18 protein-coding genes are annotated in these 22,930 nt (G+C 68.4%); 8 read left to right on the top strand and 10 right to left on the bottom strand.

The annotated features are described in order from the left end of the window. Nucleotides 1-19: 19 nt before the first annotated feature. A complete protein-coding gene (locus tag ACQ5DX_RS05700) occupies nucleotides 20-895 on the bottom strand; it encodes an SDR family NAD(P)-dependent oxidoreductase (protein ID WP_430331701.1) in 876 nt (291 codons plus the stop codon). A gap of 132 nt (nucleotides 896-1,027) precedes the next feature. On the opposite strand from ACQ5DX_RS05700, the gene ACQ5DX_RS05695 reads away from it, so the two are divergent. The 5 genes from ACQ5DX_RS05695 to ACQ5DX_RS05675 all read left to right on the top strand — a co-directional run bounded on the left by ACQ5DX_RS05695 (nucleotide 1,028) and on the right by ACQ5DX_RS05675 (nucleotide 6,045). Beyond that, entirely contained in the window at nucleotides 1,028-2,263 is a 1,236-nt protein-coding gene (locus ACQ5DX_RS05695; RefSeq protein ID WP_430331700.1) for a CaiB/BaiF CoA transferase family protein, read from the top strand. Beyond that, entirely contained in the window at nucleotides 2,263-3,198 is a 936-nt protein-coding gene (locus ACQ5DX_RS05690) for a hydroxymethylglutaryl-CoA lyase (RefSeq protein WP_430331699.1), read from the top strand. The genes ACQ5DX_RS05695 and ACQ5DX_RS05690 overlap by 1 nt, the downstream gene beginning before the upstream one ends. A 449-nt stretch (nucleotides 3,199-3,647) precedes the next feature. Next, nucleotides 3,648-4,388 (top strand): flavodoxin family protein, encoded by a 741-nt coding sequence (locus ACQ5DX_RS05685; RefSeq protein WP_430331698.1) that lies wholly within the window; start codon nucleotides 3,648-3,650, stop codon nucleotides 4,386-4,388. Between the two features lie 20 nt (nucleotides 4,389-4,408). After that, nucleotides 4,409-5,350: a DUF5996 family protein gene (locus ACQ5DX_RS05680; protein ID WP_430331697.1), complete on the top strand. Its 942-nt coding sequence runs from the start codon at nucleotides 4,409-4,411 to the stop codon at nucleotides 5,348-5,350. Between the two features lie 35 nt (nucleotides 5,351-5,385). After that, a complete protein-coding gene (locus ACQ5DX_RS05675) occupies nucleotides 5,386-6,045 on the top strand; it encodes an RraA family protein (RefSeq protein ID WP_430331696.1) in 660 nt (219 codons plus the stop codon). Between the two features lie 126 nt (nucleotides 6,046-6,171). Here the strand turns inward: ACQ5DX_RS05675 and ACQ5DX_RS05670 are convergent, their stop codons facing one another. From ACQ5DX_RS05670 to ACQ5DX_RS05635, 8 genes are all read right to left on the bottom strand, one after another. Then, nucleotides 6,172-9,090, bottom strand: coding sequence for an ATP-binding protein (locus ACQ5DX_RS05670; protein ID WP_430331695.1), 2,919 nt, complete (start codon nucleotides 9,088-9,090; stop codon nucleotides 6,172-6,174). A 35-nt stretch (nucleotides 9,091-9,125) separates the two neighbouring features. Beyond that, the gene (locus tag ACQ5DX_RS05665) at nucleotides 9,126-10,268 is read right to left on the bottom strand and encodes an acyl-CoA dehydrogenase family protein (RefSeq protein ID WP_430331694.1); all 1,143 of its coding nucleotides are present in this window, start codon (nucleotides 10,266-10,268) and stop codon (nucleotides 9,126-9,128) included. A gap of 8 nt (nucleotides 10,269-10,276) precedes the next feature. Then, nucleotides 10,277-11,452, bottom strand: coding sequence for an acyl-CoA dehydrogenase family protein (locus ACQ5DX_RS05660; protein WP_430331693.1), 1,176 nt, complete (start codon nucleotides 11,450-11,452; stop codon nucleotides 10,277-10,279). 91 nt (nucleotides 11,453-11,543) lie between these two features. Further along, nucleotides 11,544-11,987: a hypothetical protein gene (locus ACQ5DX_RS05655; RefSeq protein ID WP_430331692.1), complete on the bottom strand. Its 444-nt coding sequence runs from the start codon at nucleotides 11,985-11,987 to the stop codon at nucleotides 11,544-11,546. Between the two features lie 61 nt (nucleotides 11,988-12,048). Further along, nucleotides 12,049-14,574 carry an ABC transporter permease gene (locus ACQ5DX_RS05650; protein WP_430331691.1) on the bottom strand — a complete coding sequence of 842 codons (2,526 nt, stop codon included), beginning with the start codon at nucleotides 14,572-14,574 and terminating at the stop codon, nucleotides 12,049-12,051. A gap of 4 nt (nucleotides 14,575-14,578) precedes the next feature. Further along, nucleotides 14,579-15,346: an ABC transporter ATP-binding protein gene (locus ACQ5DX_RS05645; RefSeq protein ID WP_430331690.1), complete on the bottom strand. Its 768-nt coding sequence runs from the start codon at nucleotides 15,344-15,346 to the stop codon at nucleotides 14,579-14,581. 72 nt (nucleotides 15,347-15,418) lie between these two features. Continuing rightward, complete coding sequence (locus tag ACQ5DX_RS05640) at nucleotides 15,419-17,770, bottom strand: arylsulfatase (RefSeq protein ID WP_430331689.1); 2,352 nt, start codon at nucleotides 17,768-17,770, stop codon at nucleotides 15,419-15,421. 82 nt (nucleotides 17,771-17,852) lie between these two features. Continuing rightward, nucleotides 17,853-18,614, bottom strand: a complete 762-nt coding sequence (locus tag ACQ5DX_RS05635) for an SDR family NAD(P)-dependent oxidoreductase (RefSeq protein WP_430331688.1) — start codon at nucleotides 18,612-18,614, stop codon at nucleotides 17,853-17,855. A 122-nt stretch (nucleotides 18,615-18,736) separates the two neighbouring features. On the opposite strand from ACQ5DX_RS05635, the gene ACQ5DX_RS05630 reads away from it, so the two are divergent. The 3 genes from ACQ5DX_RS05630 to ACQ5DX_RS05620 all read left to right on the top strand — a co-directional run bounded on the left by ACQ5DX_RS05630 (nucleotide 18,737) and on the right by ACQ5DX_RS05620 (nucleotide 22,223). Further along, nucleotides 18,737-19,513 (top strand): deoxyribonuclease IV, encoded by a 777-nt coding sequence (locus ACQ5DX_RS05630; protein WP_430331687.1) that lies wholly within the window; start codon nucleotides 18,737-18,739, stop codon nucleotides 19,511-19,513. Between the two features lie 86 nt (nucleotides 19,514-19,599). Beyond that, nucleotides 19,600-20,238, top strand: coding sequence for an AMIN-like domain-containing (lipo)protein (locus ACQ5DX_RS05625; protein ID WP_430331686.1), 639 nt, complete (start codon nucleotides 19,600-19,602; stop codon nucleotides 20,236-20,238). Between the two features lie 95 nt (nucleotides 20,239-20,333). Further along, entirely contained in the window at nucleotides 20,334-22,223 is a 1,890-nt protein-coding gene (locus ACQ5DX_RS05620) for an ABC transporter ATP-binding protein (RefSeq protein ID WP_430331685.1), read from the top strand. Here the strand turns inward: ACQ5DX_RS05620 and ACQ5DX_RS05615 are convergent, their stop codons facing one another. Continuing rightward, entirely contained in the window at nucleotides 22,224-22,817 is a 594-nt protein-coding gene (locus ACQ5DX_RS05615; RefSeq protein ID WP_430335554.1) for an NlpC/P60 family protein, read from the bottom strand. Between the last annotated feature and the right edge of the window lie 113 nt (nucleotides 22,818-22,930).

The raw sequence follows: 22,930 nt of genomic DNA, 5'->3' as shown, positions 1-22,930 counted from the left end.
CCAGAATTCGCGCGTGTCGTCAGTCGATGACGGCGTCGGAGAACACCGGCGGATTGCCGAGGAACTGCCGGTGCGACGGCGGCTGCTTCCCCTCGATGTCCGTCACGCCGAGTTCCTGGGCGACTTCCGCGCCCACCAGGACCTGGCCGCTGCGCTTCATCAGCTCCGGGTCCTTCGCGAGAGCGTCGATCACGCGTCCCGGGAACTCGGGCGACTCGGCGGTGGCCGCCAGGCCGTCGTACGCGCCCGGGTTCGCATCGAATCCGGCCTTGGTGCGCTCGGTCAGGAGCAGACCCATCCAGAGCGAGACGGCCGCGACGTTGTGCGGGCGGAAATCGACGGCCATGTCGTGGGCCATCTTGTCGACGGCAGCCTTGCCGGCCCCGTACGCGGGACCGTGCATGTAGCACGTGCCGCCGAACGACGACGTGTTCACGACCAGGCCCTCGCCGTTGGCAACGAGCAGTGGAGCCGCGTAGTAGGTCGAGACGTAGCTCGACCGCATGCCGACGTCGAACACGTCCAGCAGCGACAGCGGCTTCTCCCAGAAGGCACCCTTCGCCGTCAATGCGTCGGGGATCGCAAACGCATTGTTGACCAGGATGTCGAGGCGCCCGTGCTCCTCCCGCAGCTGCGCGAAGAAGGCCTCGACCTGCGCGTCGTCACCGTGGTCGAGGACCACCGGGACGCCGGTGCCGCCGCGGCGGGTGATCTCCTCCGCGGTCGCGAACACCGTGCCGGGCAGTGGCGCGTCCCCCTCGGCCTTGGACCGTCCGGTCACATACACCGTCGCGCCGGTCTCGCCGAGGGCCAGCGCGATTCCCTTGCCTGCGCCGCGGCTCGCTCCGGTGACCACCACGATCCGATCCGAACTCAGACCCACCTTGCACTCCATCCGTCGTCGGGGAGGCCACACCCGAAGTGTGGCCGACGTCTCATTCAGCACACCGTAGGCGCGGGCATCCGTGCATGTCACTTCCCGATGGACGGGAAACCACGGCGGGTCGGAAGCTGATTGAATCGAGGCATGACGCAGGACATCCCGATGCGGCCGCTGGACGGTGTCCGCGTGCTCGAACTCGGCAACTACATCGCCGCGCCCACCGCGGGCCGACTGCTCGCCGACTTCGGCGCCGAGGTGATCAAGGTGGAGCGGCCCCGCACCGGTGACGAGCTGCGGAACTGGCGCCTGTACTCGGGCAGCACGTCGATGCTGTACCGGACGATCAACCGGAACAAGAAGTCCATCGTGCTGGACCTGCGCTCCGACGAGGGCCGGCAGCTCGTGCTCGATCTCGCCACGGAGTGCGACATCGTGCTGGAGAACTTCCGCCCCGGCACGCTCGAGAAGTGGGGCATCGGCCCCGAACAGCTGAACGCGGTCAACCCGGACCTGGTGATCACCCGGATCTCGGCGTTCGGACAGACCGGGCCGCTGGCCGAGCGGCCAGGGTTCGCTGCCGTCGCCGAGGCCCTCGGCGGCTTCCGGGAGCTCGTCGGCGACCCGGACCGGCCACCGGTGCGGGTGGGGGTGTCGATCGGCGACTCGATCGCCGGCCTGTACGCCGCGTTCGGCTCGGTGATGGCCCTCTACCAACGCACCTCGTGCACCGGGACGGCGCTCCCGCTGTCGCAGCGGATCATCGACGTCGCCCTCAACGAGTCCATCATGTCGATGATGGAATCGCTGGTCCCCGACTACCTCGCGTACGGCGTCAAGCGCGAGCGGGTCGGTGGCCGGATGGAGGGCATCGCCCCGTCCAACGCGTATCCGTGCAGCGACGGCACGAGCATCATCATCTCGGGCAACGGCGACGCGATCTTCCAGCGCTACATGGAAACGATCGAGCGCCCCGACCTCGCCGCCGACGAGGAACTGCTGACCAATGCCGGCCGGTGGGCGCGCCGCGACGAACTCGACGCCGCGATCGGCGAATGGACCTCCCGGCACACCCGCGACGACGCGCTGCGGATCCTCGATGCGGCGAACGTCCCCTCCGGACCGATCTACACCGCCGCCGACATCGTCGACGACGAACAGTACAACGCCCGCAAAATGATTCAGACATTCGACGTCGACACCGGCGCCGACTCCCCTCAGCCCGTAGGCTTCCCGGGGATCGTCCCGGTGATCGGTGACGAATCACTACCGATCCACCACGTGGGACCGGACCTGGGCGAGCACACCCGCGAGGTGCTCGCATCGGTGCTCGGCAAGTCCGCGGCCGACATCGACCGGATCATCGCCGAGACGGAGTCCTGATGACCTATTCGTTTGCACCCCAGTCGATCCTGCGGGACGTCACGCTGCGCGACGGGCTCCAGCTGACCGGCAAGCCGCTGTCGACCGAACGCAAGCTCGAGATCGCCCGCGGCCTGCTGGCGCTGGGAGTGCCGGAACTGGAGGTCGGCTCGATGGCCCGGCCCGACCTGGTGCCGCCGATGGCGAACACCCTCGAGGTGATCAGGGAACTGACGCCCGAGGAACTCGACCGCTGCTGGGTGTGGGTGGCCACGCCGCGCCACGTCGAGAAGGCCGCGGCCGCCGGCGCCCGGAACTTCCAGTACTGCTTCTCGGCGTCGGAGTCGCACAACCGCGCCAACATCGGACGCTCCACCGACGACAGCCTCGCCGCGATGCCCGCCGCGATCGAGCTGACCCGAGCCGTCGGCGGACGAATCCAGCTGTGCATCGCGACGTCGTTCACGTGCCCGTTCGAGGGTGAGGTCCCGGCCGATCGGGTGCTGTCGATCGCGAACGACCCGCGGGCCGACGGAGCGGACGACATCGTCGTCGCCGACACCCTCGGCCAGGCCGTCCCCGCACAGGTGGCCGCCCTGGTCGCACGGGTGAAGGCCGAATCACCACAGCGCCGCATCGTCTTCCACGGCCACGACACGTGGGGCCTCGGCGTCGCCAACACCCTCGCCGCGATCGGCGCCGGCGCGAACGTCGTCGACGGCTCCCTCGGCGGACTCGGCGGCTGCCCCTTCGCGCCCGGAGCCAGCGGCAACACCTCCACCGAGGACATCGCGTTCGCGACCCGCCCCGAATGGCTCACCCCCAGCACGCTCACCGGACTCGTCGACATCGCGATACCGATGCTCACGGAACTCGATGAGCCCAACCGGTCCCGCACCGCCGAGGGAACCCGTTCCGAGGCACACGCTTTCGAATGGGTGCGGCCGGTCGGCTGAATACCGACTCTGGTAGCCGCCATCGGTGCCGAGGTCCATTGCCAATGTGTCACCAGGCGCGTTCACTCGCGGGATTCCGCACGCGGCGACTATCTTGACGCCATACCTGTGTGCACTGCTTTCCTTTGCGTATTACTCCCGAAATGCTGCGGTGCTGTCAGGGAGCCACCCAGACACCGGCGCCGAGCACGATGACGAGAGTCCGGTGTCCGCGCCCATCAGGAACCGTGGGCGAGGCGACCACGGTCCCGGAGCCGGTCTCGACCGGCGTGCCGTAGCAGATTGTCGAGGTTGGCAGGCTGCCGATGTTTACGTCGGCACCAGAGGGGTAGCCGACCAAGGGCGGTGCGGCGCGCTCGCAGACGACTCGCGGCGGGATGGGTCGCGGGGGCTTTCGGCTCGGCGCCGCGCCTCGGCCCACACGGAGGAGGAGACTCTAGGAGATGCCAATGAGTGCAGGGGCCGAGCATCGAGGTGACGCGGTGGGCCTGCCGGCCGACGGCGTGCGGGCTCTTTATATCAATGCAACGTTGAAACGATCGCCCGAAGTCAGCAACACTGAGGGACTGATCCGGCTCAGTTCGCAGATCCTGCGCCACCACGGCGTCGAGGTCGACATCGTGCGCGCGGTCGACCTCGACATCGCGACCGGGGTCTGGCCGGACATGACCGAACACGGCTGGGCCGTCGACGAATGGCCGGCTCTGTTCCGTCGTGTGTTGGACGCCGACATCCTGGTGCTGTGCGGGCCCATATGGCTCGGCGACAACAGTTCGGTGATGAAACGAGTAATCGAGCGGCTGTACGGCTGTTCGAACTTGCTCAACGAACGGGGCCAATACGCCTACTACGGCCGGGTCGGCGGGTGCTTGATCACTGGCAACGAAGACGGCATCAAACACTGCGCCATGAATGTGCTGTACAGCCTCCAGCACTTGGGCTATACGATTCCCCCGCAGGCTGACGCCGGGTGGATCGGGGAGGCTGGGCCCGGACCCTCATATCTCGATCCCCACTCGGGCGGACCGGAGAACGAGTTCACCAATCGCAACACCACCTTCATGACTTACAACCTGCTTCATCTTGCCCGGATGTTGCGAACCCACGACGGAATCCCCGCCTACGGCAATCAGCGCAGCGAGTGGGATGCCGGGTGTCGGCCAGGAGCCGACAACCCCGAACACCGATAGCGCACACGCCGAGGGAGACAATGGACGCACAGCACCACGGCGCAGAGGGTTGGCCTCGGCTGCGCATCGACGATTGGACCGACACGCGCGAGACCCTGCACATGTGGCTTCAGATCGTCGGCAAGCTGAGACTGCGTAACACGTCGCTGCTGAACCACTGGTGGAATGTGACGCTGTATGTCAACCCACGGGGTCTCACGACATCACTGATACCTTACGGTGCAGCGGCTTTCGATATTCAGTTCGACTTCATCGACCACCAACTCCTGATCCGCACGACAGATGGCTCGACCCGGCATGTCGCGCTGCAGGCGATGTCGGTAGCCGAGTTCCACGCGCGAACCTTCCGCGCGCTCGACGAGCTCGGCGTGGACGCACACATCCAGTCGCACCCAAACGAGGTCGAAACTGCGATTCCGTTCGCCGACGATCTCGAACACGCCTCATACGACTCCCAGGCAGCGCACATGTTCTGGAGGCAGCTACTTCAGGCCAACCGGGTGATGAGCGATTTCCGCTGCCGCTTCGTCGGCAAGTCCAGCCCGGTTCACTTCTTCTGGGGTGCAATGGATCTTGCGTGCACCAGATTCTCCGGCCGCCGCGCCCCCACGCACCCTGGCGGCGCCCCGAACTTGGGTGACTGGGTGATGGTCGAGGGCTACTCACGAGAACTCAGTAGTTGCGGATTCTGGCCCGGCGGAGGCGAGGAAGGAGCGTTCTACGCCTACGCCTATCCAGAGCCCGACGGCTTCGCCAGCCATCCCGTCCACCCGCCGCCGGCCAGTTACAGCCGCGACGAAGGAGAATTCCTGCTGCCCTACGAAGTGGTGCGCACCTCTGATGACCCCGACCGAACGCTTCTTGCATTCCTGCAGACAAGTTACGAGGCCGCCGCCGAACACGGCGACTGGGATCGCTCCTCGCTCGAGGACGACCCTGGCCGCTGGTCACAGCCGAGATAGCAAGCGCCAGAGAAGGAAAGGGGCGACGAAGCCGCATGAACGACGTTGACGACAACGATCCCGGGACGCGAGCGGCCGAACTGGGTTGTGCCACATTGGTCGATGCGATGGGTCGCGTCCATCGTCACCGTTCGCACATCCTTGCCCTGAAGAGTCCCGAACCACACCGGCCGCTGTTCGGCCCGGCAGCGACTATCGCGTACCTGCCCTACCGTGACGATGTACCGCAAGTCGACCTCGGGTTCGCAGAACTGTTCTACGACGCGATCGGTCAGGACCCGGGAGGGCAGGTGCTGGTGTTGTCCAGCGGCGGCTACCCCGACGCATCCCACGGCGGCGGCACGAAGCTGTCCAGAGTCGAGAACCACCAGCTCGCAGGTGTACTCGCCGACGGCCGGCTGCGCGATTTCGAGCAACTGCGCAGTTTTACCTTCGCGACCTGGTGCCGTGGCGAGGCGACCCGCTGGGGCGGGGACACCGTGATGCCGTACGCGGCCGACGTTGCGGTCGAAATCGACGGCGTGACAGTCACACCCGGAGACTACGTGTATGCCGACGCGTCCGGCGCGGTGGTCATCCCAGCCGCCAGTCTGACTCGCGTGCTCGACGAAGCAGACGCGGTCGAGCGTGAAGACAGAGAAGCCGCTGTCCACATCCGCGAGGAGCGCCGCGCAGCCGAACTCGATCACCAATGAGAGCCGCAGTTCCACTCCTCATCGGACCTCCATCCGCTATCTGCTCTCACGACGGCAGCGGTGTTGTGAGTGGCGTTGGTCAGCAACGTAGTTCCCGACACACATCCGCGCCGGATCACGAGCAGCCTAGGAACCGCCCCCAGCCGCACCGCTGTCCCGCCGGACACCGACATCCGAAGTGGTTGCGCCACCTGGTCCCTCGACGAGTTCGCCTACCAGCCGGTCGACCTGTTCCCGGCTGAGGTGGGCTCCGACGGCGGTGTACTGCTCGAATTCCTCGTCGTCGAGGGCATCGTGGACGACCGCGGCCTCGATCGGTCCGTCCACCGCGTCGATCCACGCCGGCAGGAAACCCGCGTGCGCACCGAGGGTGTCCACGGCGCCCATGAGCACGGCGCCATCCGTCGGGCGGCCCGCCTCCGCCAGAACAGCGGCGGTCGAATGGATCATCACCAACCAGGAGATGACGTCACCCTCCTCCTCGAGGTCGGCGCGCAGCACCCGCATGGTCGCCAGCGCTCCCTCGACGTCACCGGCATCGGCATCGGCCTTCATCAACGCCCAGGTCGACGACGTCACGGCCCAGCGGTGCCCGTACCGTTCACCGATGCGGATCGCCTCCCGCAGTTCGGCGCTGGCCTCATCGACCAGGCCGACCGACCGCAGCAGCATGCCGAGCACCATCCGCGATTCGGCCTCGATCCAGCCCGACCCGTGCTCGGCCGCCAACTCGACTGCATGCCGGGCCAATTCGACCGCCTCATCGGCACGGCCCTGCATGGCAACGAAGTAGGCCCGCCACGCGTCGTCACGGGCCACCTCGCCGACCTCGCCGATCGACGACCACAACTGCCCACCCCGCCGGACCGCGTCCTCGGCGGTGGAGGCGTCGCCGGTCAGGTAGGTCAGCGACGCCAGCCCGTCCAGGGCGCGCGCCATCACGCGCGGCTCGGGCGGCCGCCAATCCCCCGCCACCAGATCCAGGGCGGTCCGCAGGAACTTCAGGCCCTCGCCCACATTTCCGGTCCGGTACCAGAACCAGCCGAGTCGACCGGCCAGGTCGAGCGCGTAGTGGGCGTCGTCGACCGCGAACGCCGATTCGAGTGCCGCGCGATGCTCCGCCTGATCCGCGGCGAGCGCCCCGAGCGCCTGGCGCCCCCTCGAACTGCGCAACGCCGTCGACACCGCTTCGACCCGCCCCAGCACGAAGCCGCGGTGGGCGGTGCGGATCGCGATCGACTCGGCGTCGTCGGCCTGCTCGCGGGCGAACCTGCGGACCGTGGCCAACATCCGGTAGCGGGTGGGCGACGATCCCGGGACGACGCGGAGCAGCCCGCGGCGCACCAACGCGGTGAGCACCACCGAAACCTGGGCCGAGGAGCCCAGCACGCACATCGCCGTCGCGCCTTCCACGTCGAACGATCCCGCGAACACCGAGATCCGGCGAAGCAGGCGCGCCTCCCCGCCCGACAGGAGCCGGTTGGCCCAGTCGATGGTGTCCCACATCCGCCCGCGAGGGCCGATCGCGGGCGCCGGGTCTCCGCGGAGCAGGGTGAAACGGTCCGCGAGACCCGCGGCGATCTTCTTCTCGCTCAGGGTGTGCAGCTGCGCCGCTGCCAACTCGAGGCCGAGAGGCAGACCCTCGACCTCCTGGCAGATCGTTTGCACCGCTTTCCGATTCTTCGCGTTCAGCGTCCAGGCCGGATTGATGCCGATGGCGCGCTCGGCGAAGAGGTCGACGGCGGAGCCGTCCACCGACAACGGCGACACCTCGTGGACGACCTCTTCCGCGACACCGAGCGGGGCACGTCCGGTGACGATCAGCCGGACGTCCGGGCAGCGCGCGAGGATCGCGCGGGCGACGTCCGCGGTGTAGTCGGCCACATGTTCGCAGTTGTCGAGGACGAGAACACAGAACCTGGCCGCCATGGTCTCGGCCAGGTGCATCGCGGATCCGACACCCGGCAACCTCAGGAGCGTCGCGATCGTCGACGGAATCAGTGTGCCGTCACTGACTTTCGTGAGATCGACGACCCACGGCCCGTCCGGCGCCTCGTATCGTCGGCACACCTCGACCGCGAGTCGCGTCTTTCCCACCCCGCCGGGACCGACGAGGGTGGCGAGCCGATGCTCGTCGAGCAGTTGGACGAGCGACGAGACGTCTCGCTCACGGTCGACCAGTCGGGTCCGCGGCGGGATCAGGTTCGAATTCGACAGCTCGACCGGTGGCGTGACCTGTGCCGACTCGAGGTAGACGGTGTCCTTCGTCATGAGGGCCGCCTCGATGCGCCGCAGTCCCGCCCCGATCTCACTACCGAGCCGGTCGTCGAAGATGGCGCGGCAGCGCCGAATTGCCGCCAAGGCTTGCGGCTGCTGACCGGACCGACTGAGCGCCAGCGCCAGCAACTCCCACGCGCGATCGTTGAGGGGATGATCCGCCACGACGGCCTCGGCCTCCACCGCGGCCGACGCCGGGGCCCCGCCCTCGAGCTCGGCGCGGGCCAGCGAGAGCCGTGCCTCGAACCGGAGTTTGGTCAGCTGCGCCACCTCGGACTCGACGAAGACGGTGTCGGCGAACGCCGTCATCGGAAGGCCCTCGTACGCGAGACCGCGCCACTGGCGCAGCCCCTCACGGTAGGCGTCGGCGGCGGTATCGGGCGCCCGCTCCAGCATGGCGTCACCACGGCGGACCTCGTCGACGAAGCGGGCCCAGTCCACCGCGTCGCGCGGGACGACCAGCTGGTACCGGGGGCCCTCCCGCGCCAGGACGCTGTCCGCGTCGGGCACACCGTCGGCGAGCCGGCGGCTCAACTCCTCGAGCGCCCGTTCGAGGTGGTCCGGTCCGTCCACGGCCTGCCCGTTCCCGGCCGCGGCGGCGCCCGTGTACCGGACCTGAGCGCGCAACCGCTCGATGTCCACCGAGTGCGGGAAGGCCACCAACAGCGAGGCGAGCAGAGCTCGCTGCTGCTGGTCGAGGATGATCTGTCTCCCGTCACGCGTGGCCGCGACAGGACCCAGGACCGTGAACTCGACTCTGCTCGCCACCACCTTGCCCCTTCCCGCCGCCCCCGCGAACCCGGCTAGTCCGCGACGTCGACCATGTCGTGCCCGGCGACGTCGGCGGCGAGCACCCGCAGGTGGTCGTCGGCCGAGCCGAGCGTGTGTTCGATTGCGGTCAACCGGGACACGTAGTGGCCCACCGCATATTCGGCGGTCATGCCGATACCGCCGTGCATCTGGATTGCCTCCTGCCCGATGTGCCGCGCGGACCGGCCGATCTGCAACTTCGCGCGCGACGCGACCACGGGATCGACCACACCGTCTGCGAGCGACATCGTCGCGTACAGACTCATGCTCCGCGCCAACTCCAGCGACACGTACATATCCGCGGCGCGCTGCGTGAGGGTCTGGAAACTGGCCAGCGGAACACCGAACTGCTTACGGGTGCGGAGATAGTCGGTGGTCAGCCGCAGGGCCTCCGCCATCGCGCCGACCGCCTCGGCACACAACGCGGCCTGCGCCCGGACGTGGGCGGCGCGGATCGCGGCACTGGCGTCCGCGGCGTCCGCGCCGTCACCGAGCGGCTCCGCGGCGGCGTCCCGGAATTCGATCTGCGCGGCCCGCAGGCCATCGTGCGTGGCGTACCTCGTGCGAGCCACGCCGGGGGCGTCTGCCTCCACGAGGAACAGGCCGACCCCGCCGTCCGGCAGTGCCGCCGAGACGACCAGCGTGTCGGCGCAGTCGCCGTGCAGGACGGGGTTCTTGGTTCCCACAACGGTCCACGAATCATCTTGCCGGACAGCACGAGTGGTCACATCCAGTGCGGGCCAGCGAGATCCCGGTTCGGCGTGGGCGAACGCCAGCAGCAGGCCGCCGCCGGTGACGGCGGGCAGGATCTTCTGTCGTTGCGCCTCGCTGCCCACGTCCGCGATCACGCTGCCCGGCACGAGAACGGCGTCCAGCACGGGTTCGGGCGCGAGTCGCCGCCCCAACTCGGTCATCACCAGCCCGACCTCGACCGGGCCGGCCCCCGATCCACCGTGCTCGTCGGCGAAGCCGAGTCCGAGCAGGCCCGTTTCGGCCAGCCGATGCCACAAGTCCTCGCTCCACCCCCGCGGTGTCGCCTTCACCGCGGCGAGGGCCTCGGTGTCGTAGCTCCGGTCCAGGAGGTTGCGCGTGGTGTCCCGCAGCAGTTTCTGCTCGTCGTCGAGTTCGAAGTCCATACCCCGCCTCACAGTCCGAGGATCGAGGACGCGATGATGCTGCGCTGCACCTCGCTCGACCCGCTGTAGATGGACACCTTCCGATAGTTGAGGTAGCTCGGAGCGGCCCGCTGCGCCCACAACGGCGTCGCGATGTCGGGCCCGGCCTCGAACGGCAACGAGTCCGGCCCGGCCACGTCCACCAGCAGTTCGGTCGCGGCCTGCTGCAGTTCCGAACCCCGCAGCTTCAGCAGCGACGACGCGGGATCGGGCTTGCCGTGGGCCGAACTCGCAACCACGCGCAGCTGGGTCAGTTCGAGCGCGAGCAGTTCGTTCTCGAGTTCGGCGACACGGGCCGCGAACAACGGATCGTCGAGCAGGGTGCCCGATCCGAGGGGCGTGGCCGCCGCATGTTCCTTGGCCCGGGCCAGCCTGACCTTGGCGCGGCCCACACCTGTGACACCGGTGCGCTCGTTGCCGAGCAGGAACTTCGCGTAGCTCCACCCCGCGTTCTCCTCGCCGACCAGGTTCTCGGCGGGAACACGGACGTCGTCGAAGAACACCTCGTTGACCTCGTAGCTGCCGTCGATCAGCCGGATCGGACGGACCGTGACGCCCGGTGATTTCAGATCCACGAGCAGGAAGGAGATACCCGCCTGCTTCTTCGGGGCATGCGGGTCGGTCCGGACGAGACAGAAGATCCAGTCGGCGTACTGCGCCAGCGTCGTCCACGTCTTCTGCCCGTTGACGACATAGTGGTCGCCGTCGCGCACCGCACGGGTCTGCAGCGACGCCAGGTCCGAGCCGGCACCGGGCTCGGAAAACCCCTGGCACCACCAGATGTCGAGATTCGCAGTGGGCGGCAGGAACCGTTCCTTCTGCTCATCCGAGCCGAACGTCGCGATGACCGGGCCGACCATGTTGACGTTGAAGGCGAGCGGTTCGGGAACCGCGGCCAACTGCATCTCGTCGAGCCAGATGTGCCGCTGCACCACGGTCCAGTCCCGACCGCCCCAACGGACCGGCCAGTGCGGCACCGCCAGTCCCGCCGCGTTGAGGATGCGCTGCGTCGCGACGAAGTCGTCGCGACCGATCTGTGCGCCCGAGGCCACCCGCTCCCGAATCTCCGCGGGGATCTCGGTGCGGAAGAACGTCCGCATCTCCTCCCGGAACGCGCGTTCTTCCACGGTCAGGGCCAAGTTCATCGACGATTCCCTTCACACGCACGGATCACAGTGGTCCTCGATGCGAACGCTACTCCCTCCGGGGTGTCGAACGGCGGCTTTGTCCAGGCTCTTAGCGAGTCTCCAGGACCAGCAGATATCCCCCGCCGCCGGCGTCCACGCGGGTCCTCAGCGCCAGATCCGGTGCGAGCCGCGAGAGGCGGTCGAGCAGCCACTCGCCCGCGGCCTCGGCATCCGACTGGCCGGGACAGCGGGCCACCGCCACCCGGCCACCCTTGCGGCTCAGCTGCTCGACGACACCGATGATCGGCGCCGGATCGACAACGAACAGCGCGTCCGGCCACGGCACGACCGGCTTGATTGCGCCCTTCTTCGTGTTGCAAGCCCGGTGCGCGAGGCGCTCCTGAACCGACTTGCCCTTGCTCTTCTTCGCGGTACTGATGCCGTCGACGCTCGGTCCACGCGGATCGTTGACCGACATGTCCGGGTCGACGGGCTCGTCGCACAGCCAGCAGCGCCAGCCGTCGCGATCACCGATGTCCTGCAGGTTGCTCACTCGGAAGACGGTACCGCCGCGGCGTCGGGCCGCGGCGGTACCGTCCTCGGACGGGCTGCCACTACATGTCGGCGATGGCCTCCAGCGGCTTGGTCCGCGCCGCCCGGCTCGCCGGCCACAGGGCCGCGAGGACACCGATCACCGCGGACCCGATCAACATCGCCAGCACCTGACCCCACGGGACCGAGATCTGGTCCAGGCCCTGATCGGCGAGCGTTCGCACGAAGCCCCAACCGAAGACCACGCCGAGTACGACGCCGACGAGAGCACCGAAGACCGCGATCAGCACCGACTCGAGGTAGATGGTGCGCCGGACCTGCGCCCGCTGCATCCCGACCGCGCGCAGCATGCCGATCTCGCGCCGCCGTTCGACGACGGACAGAGCGAGCGTGTTGACGATGCCGAGGATCGCGATGACCACCGCGAGCGCGAGCAGCCCGTACAGCACCGCGAGCAGCATGTCGATCTGCTGGCCCTGCGTGCCCTTGAACTGCTCCCGGTCCTGGACCTGCACCACGACGAACGGGTCGGTCGCGGTCGCGAGGTCGGACGCCATCGTGGTCAGGTTCGAACCCGGCGCCGCCTTGACCAGCACAGCCCATTCGGTGCGCATGCTCAGCGGCGTCACCTCCTGGTACACCTGGTCGGAGACCACCCACGGGCCGAGCAGCTGGTTGTCGGCGTAGATACCGGTCACCGTCGTGGTGACCTGCTCGCCGTCGCGGTCCGTCAGCGTGACCGGGGTGCCGAGCTTCCAGCCGTGATCGGTGGCCTCCTTGTCGCTGACCATCATGTCGGTGCCGGTGACCGAGGAGGTGCCCTCCTTCATCGTGTAGTCGAGCACGCCGTCGGGCGAACCGCTCAGGGCCGTACCGAACACGTCCTCGTCGTCGATCTTCACGGCGACGCCGTGGAGGGAGACCGCTTGCTCGACTCCGGTCACCTGCGCGGCGGCCGCGGCGGCTCCCGCCGGGACGCCGATGCCCTGCGGCCCGGTGAGCACGAAGTCGGCCTCGACGCCCTTGTCGACGAGCGCGTTCACACTCGACTTGGCGGACGCCCCGAACACGCCGATCACCGACACCAGCATCAGCCCGAGGGTCAGCGCGAACGCCGTCGCGGCCGTGCGCTTGGGATTACGCACCGCGTTGGTGCGGGCGAGCCGGCCCACCGGACCGAACGGCTTGGCGAACACCGCCCCGAGACCGCCGACGATCGGCCGGGACAGCGCCGGCGCGGCCAGCAGCACCGCGAGGACCAGGGCGAGCGCACCGAGGCCGACGATGGCCGCCGCGCCGCCACCCGTCGACTGCGCACCGACGACGAGCGCGAGTGCGCCGAGGACTGCGGCGATCGCACCGATCAGCGTGCGGACCTTGAGGGTGTCGCCGGTGGACGCGAACTCCTCTCGCATGGCCGCGACCGGGGGCACCTTCGAGGCGCGACGGGCCGGCGCGTACGCGCTGACGACGGTGACGAGGACGCCGAGCACGAGCGCCACGATGATCGTGCGGGGCGCGACCTGCAGCGGACCCTCGGGCAGGCCGAGATCGAACGCGTTGAGCAGACCACGCAGGCCGTACGCGAGGCCGACTCCGGCCGCGATGCCGAGCGCGCTGCCGATCACGCCGACGACGAGCGCCTCGAAGACCACCGACCGGCCCACCTGCTTGCGGCTGGCCCCGATCGCACGCAGCAGCGCGAGCTCACGCAGGCGCTGCGCGACGATCATCGAGAACGTGTTGTAGATGATGAAGGTGCCGACCAGCAGCGCGATCGCACCGAACGCCAGCAGGAAGTAGTTGACGAAGCTGAGCGCCTTGCCCACCTCGTCCTTGGTCTCCTCGCGAACCTCGGCGCCGGTCTGGACCTTGGTGTCCGGCAGCGCCGTCGCGATCCGGTCCCGCAGCTCGTCCTGCGACACGCCCGCACCGGCCACGTCGATGTAACCGACGTGGCTGCCGTCGGTGAACAGCTGCCGCGCCTGCGCGTCGGTGAACAGCGCGCCGACGTACCCGCCGGTGTCGGTCTCCGGGGCGTAGATGCCCGCCAGCGTGACGTCGTTCCAGCCGCTCATCGTCAGGACACGCGTATGGGAGCCGACGTCCAGGCCGGCCCGCTTCGCGGCGCTCTCGTTGAGCGCGATCTGTCCGAGCTGCTCGGGCGGCGTACCGGCCACGAACTTCGTGGGCTCGCCGAGCTGCTGGTCCGGCGGCAGGTACGACGTGCCGATGCTCGGTGCACCGCCGTTCTGCATGGGCTTGCCGGACGAGTTGAGGACCACGATCTGGCCGCCCACGGACGGCGCGACCGCGCGGACGCCGTCGACGGCGCGGATGGCGTCGACATCAGCGATCGGAACGCCGCTCGAGCCCTGCTCGACCGGACTGACCCGGACGTCGACGCCCTTGGCGGTGCCGTCGAAGATGCTGTCGAACGTCTTCTGCAGGGTGTCGGTGAAGACGAACGATCCGGCGACGAACGCGGTGCCGAGCACGACCGAGAGCACGGTGAGGATCAGCCGCACCTTGTGGGCGGCGAGATTGCGCAGCGATACCTTGCGCATCGGGGAACTGGTGACTGCCATGGCCTCAGACCGTCTCGAGGTTCTTCATGCGGTCCAGGACCGACTCGGCGGTGGGCCGGCGCAGCTCGTCGACGATCCGGCCGTCGGCGAGGAACACGACGCGGTCGGCGAAGCTGGCGGCCCGCGGGTCGTGCGTGACGATCACGACGGTCTGGTCGAACTCGTCGACGGCGGCCCGCAGGATCGACAGGACCTCGCCCGAGGACCGCGAGTCCAGGTTGCCCGTCGGCTCGTCGCCGAAGATGATCTCCGGCCGGCCGGCGAGCGCCCGCGCGCACGCCACACGCTGCTGCTGTCCACCGGAGAGCTCACCGGGACGGTGGTCGATCCGGTCCCGCAGGCCCAACCGGTCGACGACGGTGTCCAGCCACTGCTGGTCGGCGCGCCGGCCCGCGATGTCGAGCGGCAGGGTGATGTTCTCGAGCGCGGTGAGCGTCGGCACCAGGTTGAACGCCTGGAACACGAATCCGATCCGATCCCGGCGCAGCTGCGTCATCTGCTTGTCCGAGAGAGTGGTCAGGTCCGTCGCCCCGATCAGGACCGAACCCGACGACGCCGCATCGAGACCGGCGAGGCAGTGCATGAGCGTCGACTTGCCGGAGCCGGACGGCCCCATGATGGCGGTGAACTCCCCCCGCGCGAACTCCGCGGACACGCCCGCAAGGGCGTGGACCTGGGTGTCCCCCGACCCGTAGACCTTCGTCAGGTTGACCGCGCGAGCGGCAACGGTGGTTTCGGTGGGCATCTCGGTTTCGGTTGACATGCCCAACATCCTCACCCGAGCCGGTTACCGAAAACCATCGGGGACATCCCTGATCTTGGACCCCGACCTGGGGATGGCCCGTCAGTCGTGGGAGAAGGCGCGGGCGATCTCCCGCTCAAGATCCAGGTAGGGCGTCCCGGACACGTCGGCCGTGACCTTCGTGATGGTGCCCCCGCGGAATCGGAACGGCGCCTCGTAGAGCCGCGAAACCGACTGGCCTGGATCGCGGCCGACCCGGATTCCCTCCCCCACCCCGGAGAACATCGCCGGTTGGAGTCGCACACCACCCAGCGACCCGACGTCGCGGTCGTCGATGTGCAGAGTCACGTCCCCGATCGGGGTGAACCCGTCGGCGGCGGCGCCCGTCCGGTCGAAGCGCACCCCGAGGACGAGAGCCTCTGGTGTTACCGGCTCCGAAGAGACGACGACCTGCTCGTCCTCCCCGAGGAAGTTGTAGACGTACTTCAGCTGCCCGTCCTGAACGAACAGCGTGTGGCCACCGAGCCGACCGCCGTGCGCGAACAGCACGCCTTCGACGTCGCCGGATTCGATCCTGACCTGCGCGAGCACCGAGAACGACCGGCCCCGCATCTCGAGCGCCGCGCCCGGCCCGACTTCGGCCGCGTCCGGGTAGTAGACGAACGACTCGCGCTCCCCGGTCAAGTACGGCCGGTACTTCAGGAATGCGGACAGCAGGTCGAGGTCGTTGAGAGGCAGCCCGTCGTACTTCGCGGCCTCCTCGAACCAGAGCTCGCGCATCTCGTCGAGTTTGTCGGGGCGCGCCGCGGCGAGGTCGCGGACCTGGCTGCGATCGCGTTCGAGGTGGAACAACTCCCAGCGGTCATCGTCGAAGTGCGACCAGTTCGACGGCGCGGCCGGATGCACGGTGTTCGCGAACCATCCGTTGTGCCAGATCCCGCGCGTCCCGAGCATCGAGTAGAACTGCGTCGTCTTGCCGGTCGCGGCGTCCGGGTCGTCGAGGACGGGGCGGAAGCTGACGCCCTCGAGCGGACGCTGCGGCACCCCGCGCACGGAGAGCGGCGGATCGATGCCCAGCCACTCGTACACCGTGGGCGTGATGTCACAGACGTTGATGTACTTGTCGCGTACCTCGCCGCGCGCGGACAGGCCGTCCGGCCACGAGATCACGCACGGGTCCGCGATCCCGCCCTCGTGGGACGCGTACCGCTTGAACAGCTTGTACGGCGTGTTGAACGCCATCGCCCACCCGGTGCAGTAGTGGTTGTACGTTTCCGGGCTGCCCAGGGCGTCGATCTTCGCGAGCCCGTCCTCGACCCGGTCGGGGTAACCGTTGAAGAACTTGTACTCGTTGACGGAGCCGTTGGGACCGCCCTCGCCGCTGGCACCGTTGTCCGAGAGCAGCACGACGATCGTGTTGTCGAGCTGCCCGGAGTCCTCGAGATAGTCGAGCAGCCGCCCTATCTGGGCATCGGTATAGCTCTGGAACCCGGCGAACACCTCCGCCATCCGGCAGAACAGGCGTCTCTCGTCGTCGTCGAGCGAGTCCCACGGGCGCACGGTGTCCCCCACCGGCCACGGCACCCCGTCCGCACTCACCTCGTCCGCATACGGATTCATCGGCGACAGTTCGGTGTCCGCCGGAATCAGCCCCAGCCGCTTCTGATTCTCGAGGACGATCTCGCGGTACCGCTCGTAGCCCATGTCGAAACGGCCGGCGTACCGGTCCGCCCATTCCTTCGAAACATGATGCGGCGCATGCCCGCAACCCGGGCAGAGGTACAGGAACCACGGTTTGTCCGGAGCGATGACCTTGGCGTCGCGGATGAACTCGATCGACTTGTCGGCCAAGTCCTTCGACAGGTGATAGCCGTCCTCGGGCGGGTACGGCGGCTCCACCGGATGATTGTCGTGGACCAGATTGGGATACCACTGGTCGGCCTCGCCGCCCAGGAACCCGTAGAACCGCTCGAACCCCCGCGAAAGCGGCCAATTACGCTTGGTGGCAGCCAGATTCGACTCCTCCAGAGGAGTCAGGTGCCACTTGCCGACGGCGTAGGTGTTCCACCCGCGTTCGCTCAGCACCTCCGACAGCAACGCCGTATCGGCCGGGATCCGACCGCTGGCGTTCGTGAACCCGTCGGTGAACTCCTCGATGGTCGCCATCCCCACCGACGTCGGATTCCGACCGGTCAGCAGCGCGGCCCGCGTCGGCGAGCACAGCGCGGTGGTGTGGAACTGGCTCAGCAACACGCCCCGATCGGCGATGCGCCGGAGGTTCGGCATCTCGACCAGCCCGCCGTAGAAGTCCCACGTGCTGATCCCAGTGTCGTCCCACACCAGGTACAGGACATTCGGCGCACCTTCCGGCGCACGAGGTTCCGCGAACGGCGCCCAGTCCGGCGTCGAATCCCGGATGTCGACAGATACCTTGCCCGTGAACTCCGCAGCCATGGCCGGGTCCTCCCGATGCGTGGTATCTCATCATCACACGCACCGGGAAGCGCCCGGACCGGTTCGTCGAACTACGCGGGATTCACGACCAGCGGGCCTGACCACCGTCGAGGGGAATCGTCGCGCCGGTCAGGTAGGCCGAGTCGGGCCCGACGAGGAACGCGACGGCGTTGCCGATGTCGGTCTCGCAGTCGCCGATCCGGCGCATCGGAATGCTGGCGACAAACGCGGCAGCCTCCTCCGGACGCGCCTCCGTCCAGCGCTGCAGGCCCGGCGACATCGCATGCGGGGCAACCGCATTGACGCGGATGTTGTCGACACCCCACTCGCATGCAGCCGCGCGAGTGAGCGCGCGGACCGCCTCCTTCACCGACGCGTACCCGCCGTACCCGCTGGCGTCCCACCGAACCGCCACGGACGACACCATGTTCACGATCGCGCCGCCGCCGCGTTCCTTCATGTACGGGTAGCAGGCCTGCATAGTCCGCAACGTCGCAACCGGCCCGGAGTTGTACGCGCGCTCGAGCACTTCCGGCTTCAGGTCGTTGATCGGCCCCAGCGGATTGAGGCTTGCGTTGTTGATGAGGATGTCGACCCCACCGAACAGTGCGGCGGTCGTGTCGACTGCGCGTGTGATGTCGTCGGCGTCCGAAACGTCCGCGACCACCGGTTCGGCAACGCCGCCGAAAGCGGCAATCGCCTCACACGTGTCGATCAGCTTGGACTCGGTCCGCCCCGACACCGCGATCCGTGCGCCCTCCTTGGCGAGCGCGAACGCGACGCCCTGACCGACGCCCTGGCCGGCGCCCGTGATGAGCGCGACCTTTCCTTCCAACTTGCCCATGTGGTCTCGATCTCCCGCATCTACTGTTGTGCCAACCACCACAGAAGCAGGCCGACCGGACCGCCGTAGCCGGTTTCCCGTTGACCGGGACAATGACCCGGTTCCCCCGATACCCTCGGTCCATGCGGATCGGAGCCCACGTCCGACAGGACGCCGACCCCATCGGGGCCGGCGAACGTCTCGGTGCGGACATCGTGCAGTTGTTCCTCACCGACCCACAGCAATGGGACAAGCCCGAGCCACATCCGCGGACCGAACAGATCCTGCAGAGCCCGATCGACGTCGTCGTGCACTCGTCGTACGTCATCAATGTCGCAAGTCTCAACAATCGACTGCGGATGCCGTCGCGCAAGGCGGTCGCCGACCAGGCCGCGGCGGCGGCCGAGATCGGCGCGATCGGCCTCGTCGTCCACGGCGGCCACGTCCGCGACGGCGAGGACCCGGCCGCGGGTGTCACGAACTGGCGCAAGCTCTTCGAACGCCAACAGGACAAGGGTGGGTTCCCCGTCCCCATTTTCATCGAGAACACCGCCGGCGGCGACTTCGCGATGGCCCGGCACCTGGACGCGATCGGACGACTGTGGGACGCGGTCGGCGAGTTCGGCGCCGGGTTCTGCCTCGACACCTGCCATGCGTGGGCAGGCGGCGAGGAACTGCTAGGCATAGTCGAACGGATCAAGGCGATCACGGGCCGGATCGATCTGGTGCACCTCAACAACTCGCGCGACGAGTTCGACTCCGCCCGCGACCGGCACGCGAACCTGGTCACCGGGACGATCGATCCCGCGATGCTCACCGCCGTCGCCTCCGCGGCGGACGCCCCGGTGATCCTCGAGACCCCCGCCGACGGGATCGCCGACGACCTCGCCTACCTGCGCGACGCCCTGGCCGGCGACTGACGAGTCTCCGACATCACATACCGAATCGGCTACGACGCCGCGTCGAAGTCGGACCGACCCGGCATCGGCACCTAACATCGCGAGGCATGACGCACTACCGGTCCCGCCGCACCCTCGCCATGTCGTCCGTCGCTGTCGCCGCACTCGCTCTCGCGGGATGCACCAGCGCCGAATCCGAGCCGACCGCCTCGACGACGTCGATGACCTCCTCCTCCACCGTCGACGCCGACGCGGACCGCGAGACCACCGCCCACGCGTCCGCGGCCGAGGGCACGCTCACCGCGGCGCCGACCGGGACCGCCCCGCAGACCGCAGCCGCGTCGGCCGATGCCGCGCTGACCATCACCGACATCCGCGTCGGCAAGCACGACGGCTTCGACCGCGTGGTCTACGAGTTCGGCGGCACCGGAACCCCGGGCTGGCGCGCCGAGATCGTTTCCACCGCGACCCAGCAGGGCAGCGGCAAGCCCCTCGCGGTCTCCGGTCAGGGCATCCTGCAGGTTCTCATCGACGGCTCGTCGATGCCGTTCATGACCAATGTCGACCCGTACTCGGGCCCGAACCCGCTCGAGATCCAGGACCCCGTCGTCGTCACCGAGGTGCGGGACGCCGGAATCTTCGAGGGCACCGACCAAACGCTCATCGGGCTGTCCGACCGGAACGTCTCCTACCGCGTCTACACCCTCACCGAGCCGACCCGCCTGGTCGTCGACATCGCGCGCTGACCCACCGCCGCATTTGACCTCAACCATTCTCGAGGTTCTACCTTCGGTGTCGTACCCCCGTCCTACTGTGGCGGGGCCGACGAGAGGGGCGACGGATGAGTATGGACGTCACCGCGTGGAACGCGATGTACAACGCGATGCACGCGCAACAGGACCGGCGCCCGTTCTCCCGCGCGAGCCTGCGCCGGGTCGCCGGATACGCGCGACCGCACCGTCGCCACATCCTGTGGTACGTGCTGCTCAGCGTTGTCACCGCCGCGCTCGCGGTGGCGACCCCCGTGCTCGCCGGCCACGTGGTCGACGCGATCGTCGCCGGCAAGAATGCCCGGGTCGTGGTGGTGTTGGCGTCGGCCATCGCGGCCATCGCGCTCGTCGAGGCGGGCATGTCGGTGCTCACCCGGTGGCTGTCCGCGAGTATCGGTGAGGACCTCATCCTCGACCTGCGCACCGCGGTGTTCGATCACGTGCAGCGGATGCCCATCGCGTTCTTCACCCGCACCCGCACCGGCGCGCTCGTCAGCCGTCTCAACAACGACGTCATCGGCGCGCAGCGGGCGTTCAGCGACACCCTCTCCGGCGTGGTCGGGAACATCGTCACGCTGGCGATCACCCTGGTCGTGATGGTGAGCATCTCGTGGCAGATCACGCTGTTGTCGCTGCTGCTGTTGCCGGTGTTCGTGATCCCGGCGCGGCGCATGGGCACCCGCCTGGCCCAGTTGAGCCGCGAGGCCGCCAACCACAACTCGGTGATGAGTACGCAGATGACCGAACGGTTCTCGGCGCCGGGCGCAACGCTCGTCAAGCTGTTCGGCCGTCCGTCTATGGAGTCCGCCGAGTTCGCGGTGCGCGCCCGCCGTGTCCGCGACATCGGTGTCCGCACCGCAATGCTGCAGTCGGTGTTCGTCACCGCACTGACCCTCGTCTCGGCCCTCGCGCTCGCACTCGTCTACGGCCTGGGCGGCTACTACGCGCTGCGCGGGCAACTCGAGGCCGGCGCTGTCGTCTCGCTTGCGCTGCTGCTGACCCGGCTGTACTCCCCGCTCACCTCACTCGCGAGTGCCCGCGTCGACGTCATGAGCGCGATGGTCAGCTTCGAGCGCGTCTTCGAGATCCTCGACCTGAAGCCGCTCATCGCGGAGAAGCCGGACGCCGTCGAGGCCCCGGCCGGACCGGTGTCCGTCGAGTTCCGATCGGTCGACTTCGCGTACCCCTCCGCCGACAAGGTCTCGCTCGCCTCGCTCGAGGAAGTCGCGGGCCTCGACACCCGCGGCGGTTCCACCGTGCTGCACGACGTCTCGTTCCGCGTGGAACCGGGCCGGATGGTCGCGCTCGTCGGGTCGTCCGGCGCCGGCAAGTCGACTATCGCGCAACTGCTTCCGCGCCTGTATGACGTCGATTCGGGTGCCGTCCTGGTCGGCGGTGTCGATGTGCGCGACCTGACCGCCGATTCGATCCGCGCGACCGTCGGCATGGTCACGCAGGACGGCCACCTGTTCCACGAATCGGTGCGAGCGAACCTCCTGCTCGCCCGGCCGGACGCGACCGAGGCCGACCTGTGGGACGTGCTGCGGCGCGCGAACCTCGAATCGCTGATCGAATCGCTGCCCGACGGCCTCGACACCGTCGTCGGCGAACGCGGCTACCGACTGTCCGGTGGTGAGCGGCAACGGCTCACGATCGCGCGGCTGCTGCTGGCGCAGCCGCGCGTCGTGATCCTCGACGAGGCCACCGCGCACCTCGACTCCACATCGGAGGCCGCGGTGCAGGATGCGCTCGGCGAAGCCCTCGAGGGACGGACCGCGGTGGTCATCGCCCACCGGCTGTCCACCATTCGCGCGGCCGATCAGATCCTCGTCGTCGAGGACGGCCGAATCATCGAGCGCGGCAACCACTCCGAACTGCTCGCTGCCGGCGGACGCTACACCGAGCTGTACCGGACGCAGTTCGACACCGGCTCGCCGGTCCTCACCGAGGTCCTGCGCTGATCAGAAGAACCGGCGGATGTTGTGAATCCTGAAGTCCGACAGCGGCCGTAGCCCGGTCGGGACGCCCGTTCCGTAGGCGTTGAACACCATGCCGTTGCCGGCGTAGATGCCGACGTGCCCGGCAACGTCGTACGTGTCCATCGTGATGATGTCGCCGGGTTGCAGCGCCGACACCGGGACGAGCATGCCGCCAGTGTCACGTGCCATCTCCTGGCTGGTGCGCGGCAGCGAGATCCCGACAGTCCGGAACGCCCACTGCACCAGTCCCGAGCAGTCCCACGCGTCGGGGCCGTTGCCGCCCCACAGGTACGGCTTTCCGGTCTGGGTCGTCGCCGCGGCGAGGGCCGCCAGGCCACGGGGGCTGGGGATGGGAAGCGGAATCGCGATGTCGCCGCTGCCGGCGAACAGGCTTGCGCTCCCGGTCCCGCCACTGCTGCCGCCGCTCACGGACGACACGACGTCGGCGAGACCGTTGGCCACGTCGGCCACCTGAGATATCGAACCTGCGATGTCGGGCTGCGCGGCGGCGGGTACGGCCAAACCGACTGCGCCACCAGCGATGAGTCCTGCTGCGATCAATCCTCGACGAATCATGTGGGCCACGCTCGTGCCTCCTTGCTCGGAATTGCGCGGATCCCCCCGACCCCAAACTGTGAGGCACATTACAGAACAGGAGTCACTTGTGTCACACGAACGATCTCATTCAC

The sequence above is a fragment of the Rhodococcus sp. ACT016 genome, assembly GCF_050477185.1.
Classification (GTDB): Bacteria; Actinomycetota; Actinomycetes; order Mycobacteriales; family Mycobacteriaceae; genus Prescottella.
Note: the sequence above shows the minus strand (reverse complement) of the source record. Positions and strands in the feature narration are given on the sequence as shown.

Excerpts from the sequence above, each read along its gene's own strand:
- ACQ5DX_RS05620 (WP_430331685.1), top strand. The coding sequence starts at position 20,334 with ATGAGTATGGACGTCACCGCGTGGAACGCGATGTACAACGCGATGCAC.
- ACQ5DX_RS05650 (WP_430331691.1), bottom strand. The coding sequence starts at position 14,574 with ATGGCAGTCACCAGTTCCCCGATGCGCAAGGTATCGCTGCGCAATCTC.
- ACQ5DX_RS05615 (WP_430335554.1), bottom strand. The coding sequence starts at position 22,817 with ATGATTCGTCGAGGATTGATCGCAGCAGGACTCATCGCTGGTGGCGCA.
- ACQ5DX_RS05630 (WP_430331687.1), top strand. The coding sequence starts at position 18,737 with ATGCGGATCGGAGCCCACGTCCGACAGGACGCCGACCCCATCGGGGCC.
- ACQ5DX_RS05645 (WP_430331690.1), bottom strand. The coding sequence starts at position 15,346 with ATGTTGGGCATGTCAACCGAAACCGAGATGCCCACCGAAACCACCGTT.
- ACQ5DX_RS05675 (WP_430331696.1), top strand. The coding sequence starts at position 5,386 with ATGAACGACGTTGACGACAACGATCCCGGGACGCGAGCGGCCGAACTG.
- ACQ5DX_RS05680 (WP_430331697.1), top strand. The coding sequence starts at position 4,409 with ATGGACGCACAGCACCACGGCGCAGAGGGTTGGCCTCGGCTGCGCATC.
- ACQ5DX_RS05700 (WP_430331701.1), bottom strand. The coding sequence starts at position 895 with ATGGAGTGCAAGGTGGGTCTGAGTTCGGATCGGATCGTGGTGGTCACC.
- ACQ5DX_RS05695 (WP_430331700.1), top strand. The coding sequence starts at position 1,028 with ATGACGCAGGACATCCCGATGCGGCCGCTGGACGGTGTCCGCGTGCTC.
- ACQ5DX_RS05690 (WP_430331699.1), top strand. The coding sequence starts at position 2,263 with ATGACCTATTCGTTTGCACCCCAGTCGATCCTGCGGGACGTCACGCTG.
- ACQ5DX_RS05660 (WP_430331693.1), bottom strand. The coding sequence starts at position 11,452 with ATGAACTTGGCCCTGACCGTGGAAGAACGCGCGTTCCGGGAGGAGATG.
- ACQ5DX_RS05635 (WP_430331688.1), bottom strand. The coding sequence starts at position 18,614 with ATGGGCAAGTTGGAAGGAAAGGTCGCGCTCATCACGGGCGCCGGCCAG.
- ACQ5DX_RS05640 (WP_430331689.1), bottom strand. The coding sequence starts at position 17,770 with ATGGCTGCGGAGTTCACGGGCAAGGTATCTGTCGACATCCGGGATTCG.
- ACQ5DX_RS05685 (WP_430331698.1), top strand. The coding sequence starts at position 3,648 with ATGAGTGCAGGGGCCGAGCATCGAGGTGACGCGGTGGGCCTGCCGGCC.
- ACQ5DX_RS05625 (WP_430331686.1), top strand. The coding sequence starts at position 19,600 with ATGACGCACTACCGGTCCCGCCGCACCCTCGCCATGTCGTCCGTCGCT.
- ACQ5DX_RS05665 (WP_430331694.1), bottom strand. The coding sequence starts at position 10,268 with ATGGACTTCGAACTCGACGACGAGCAGAAACTGCTGCGGGACACCACG.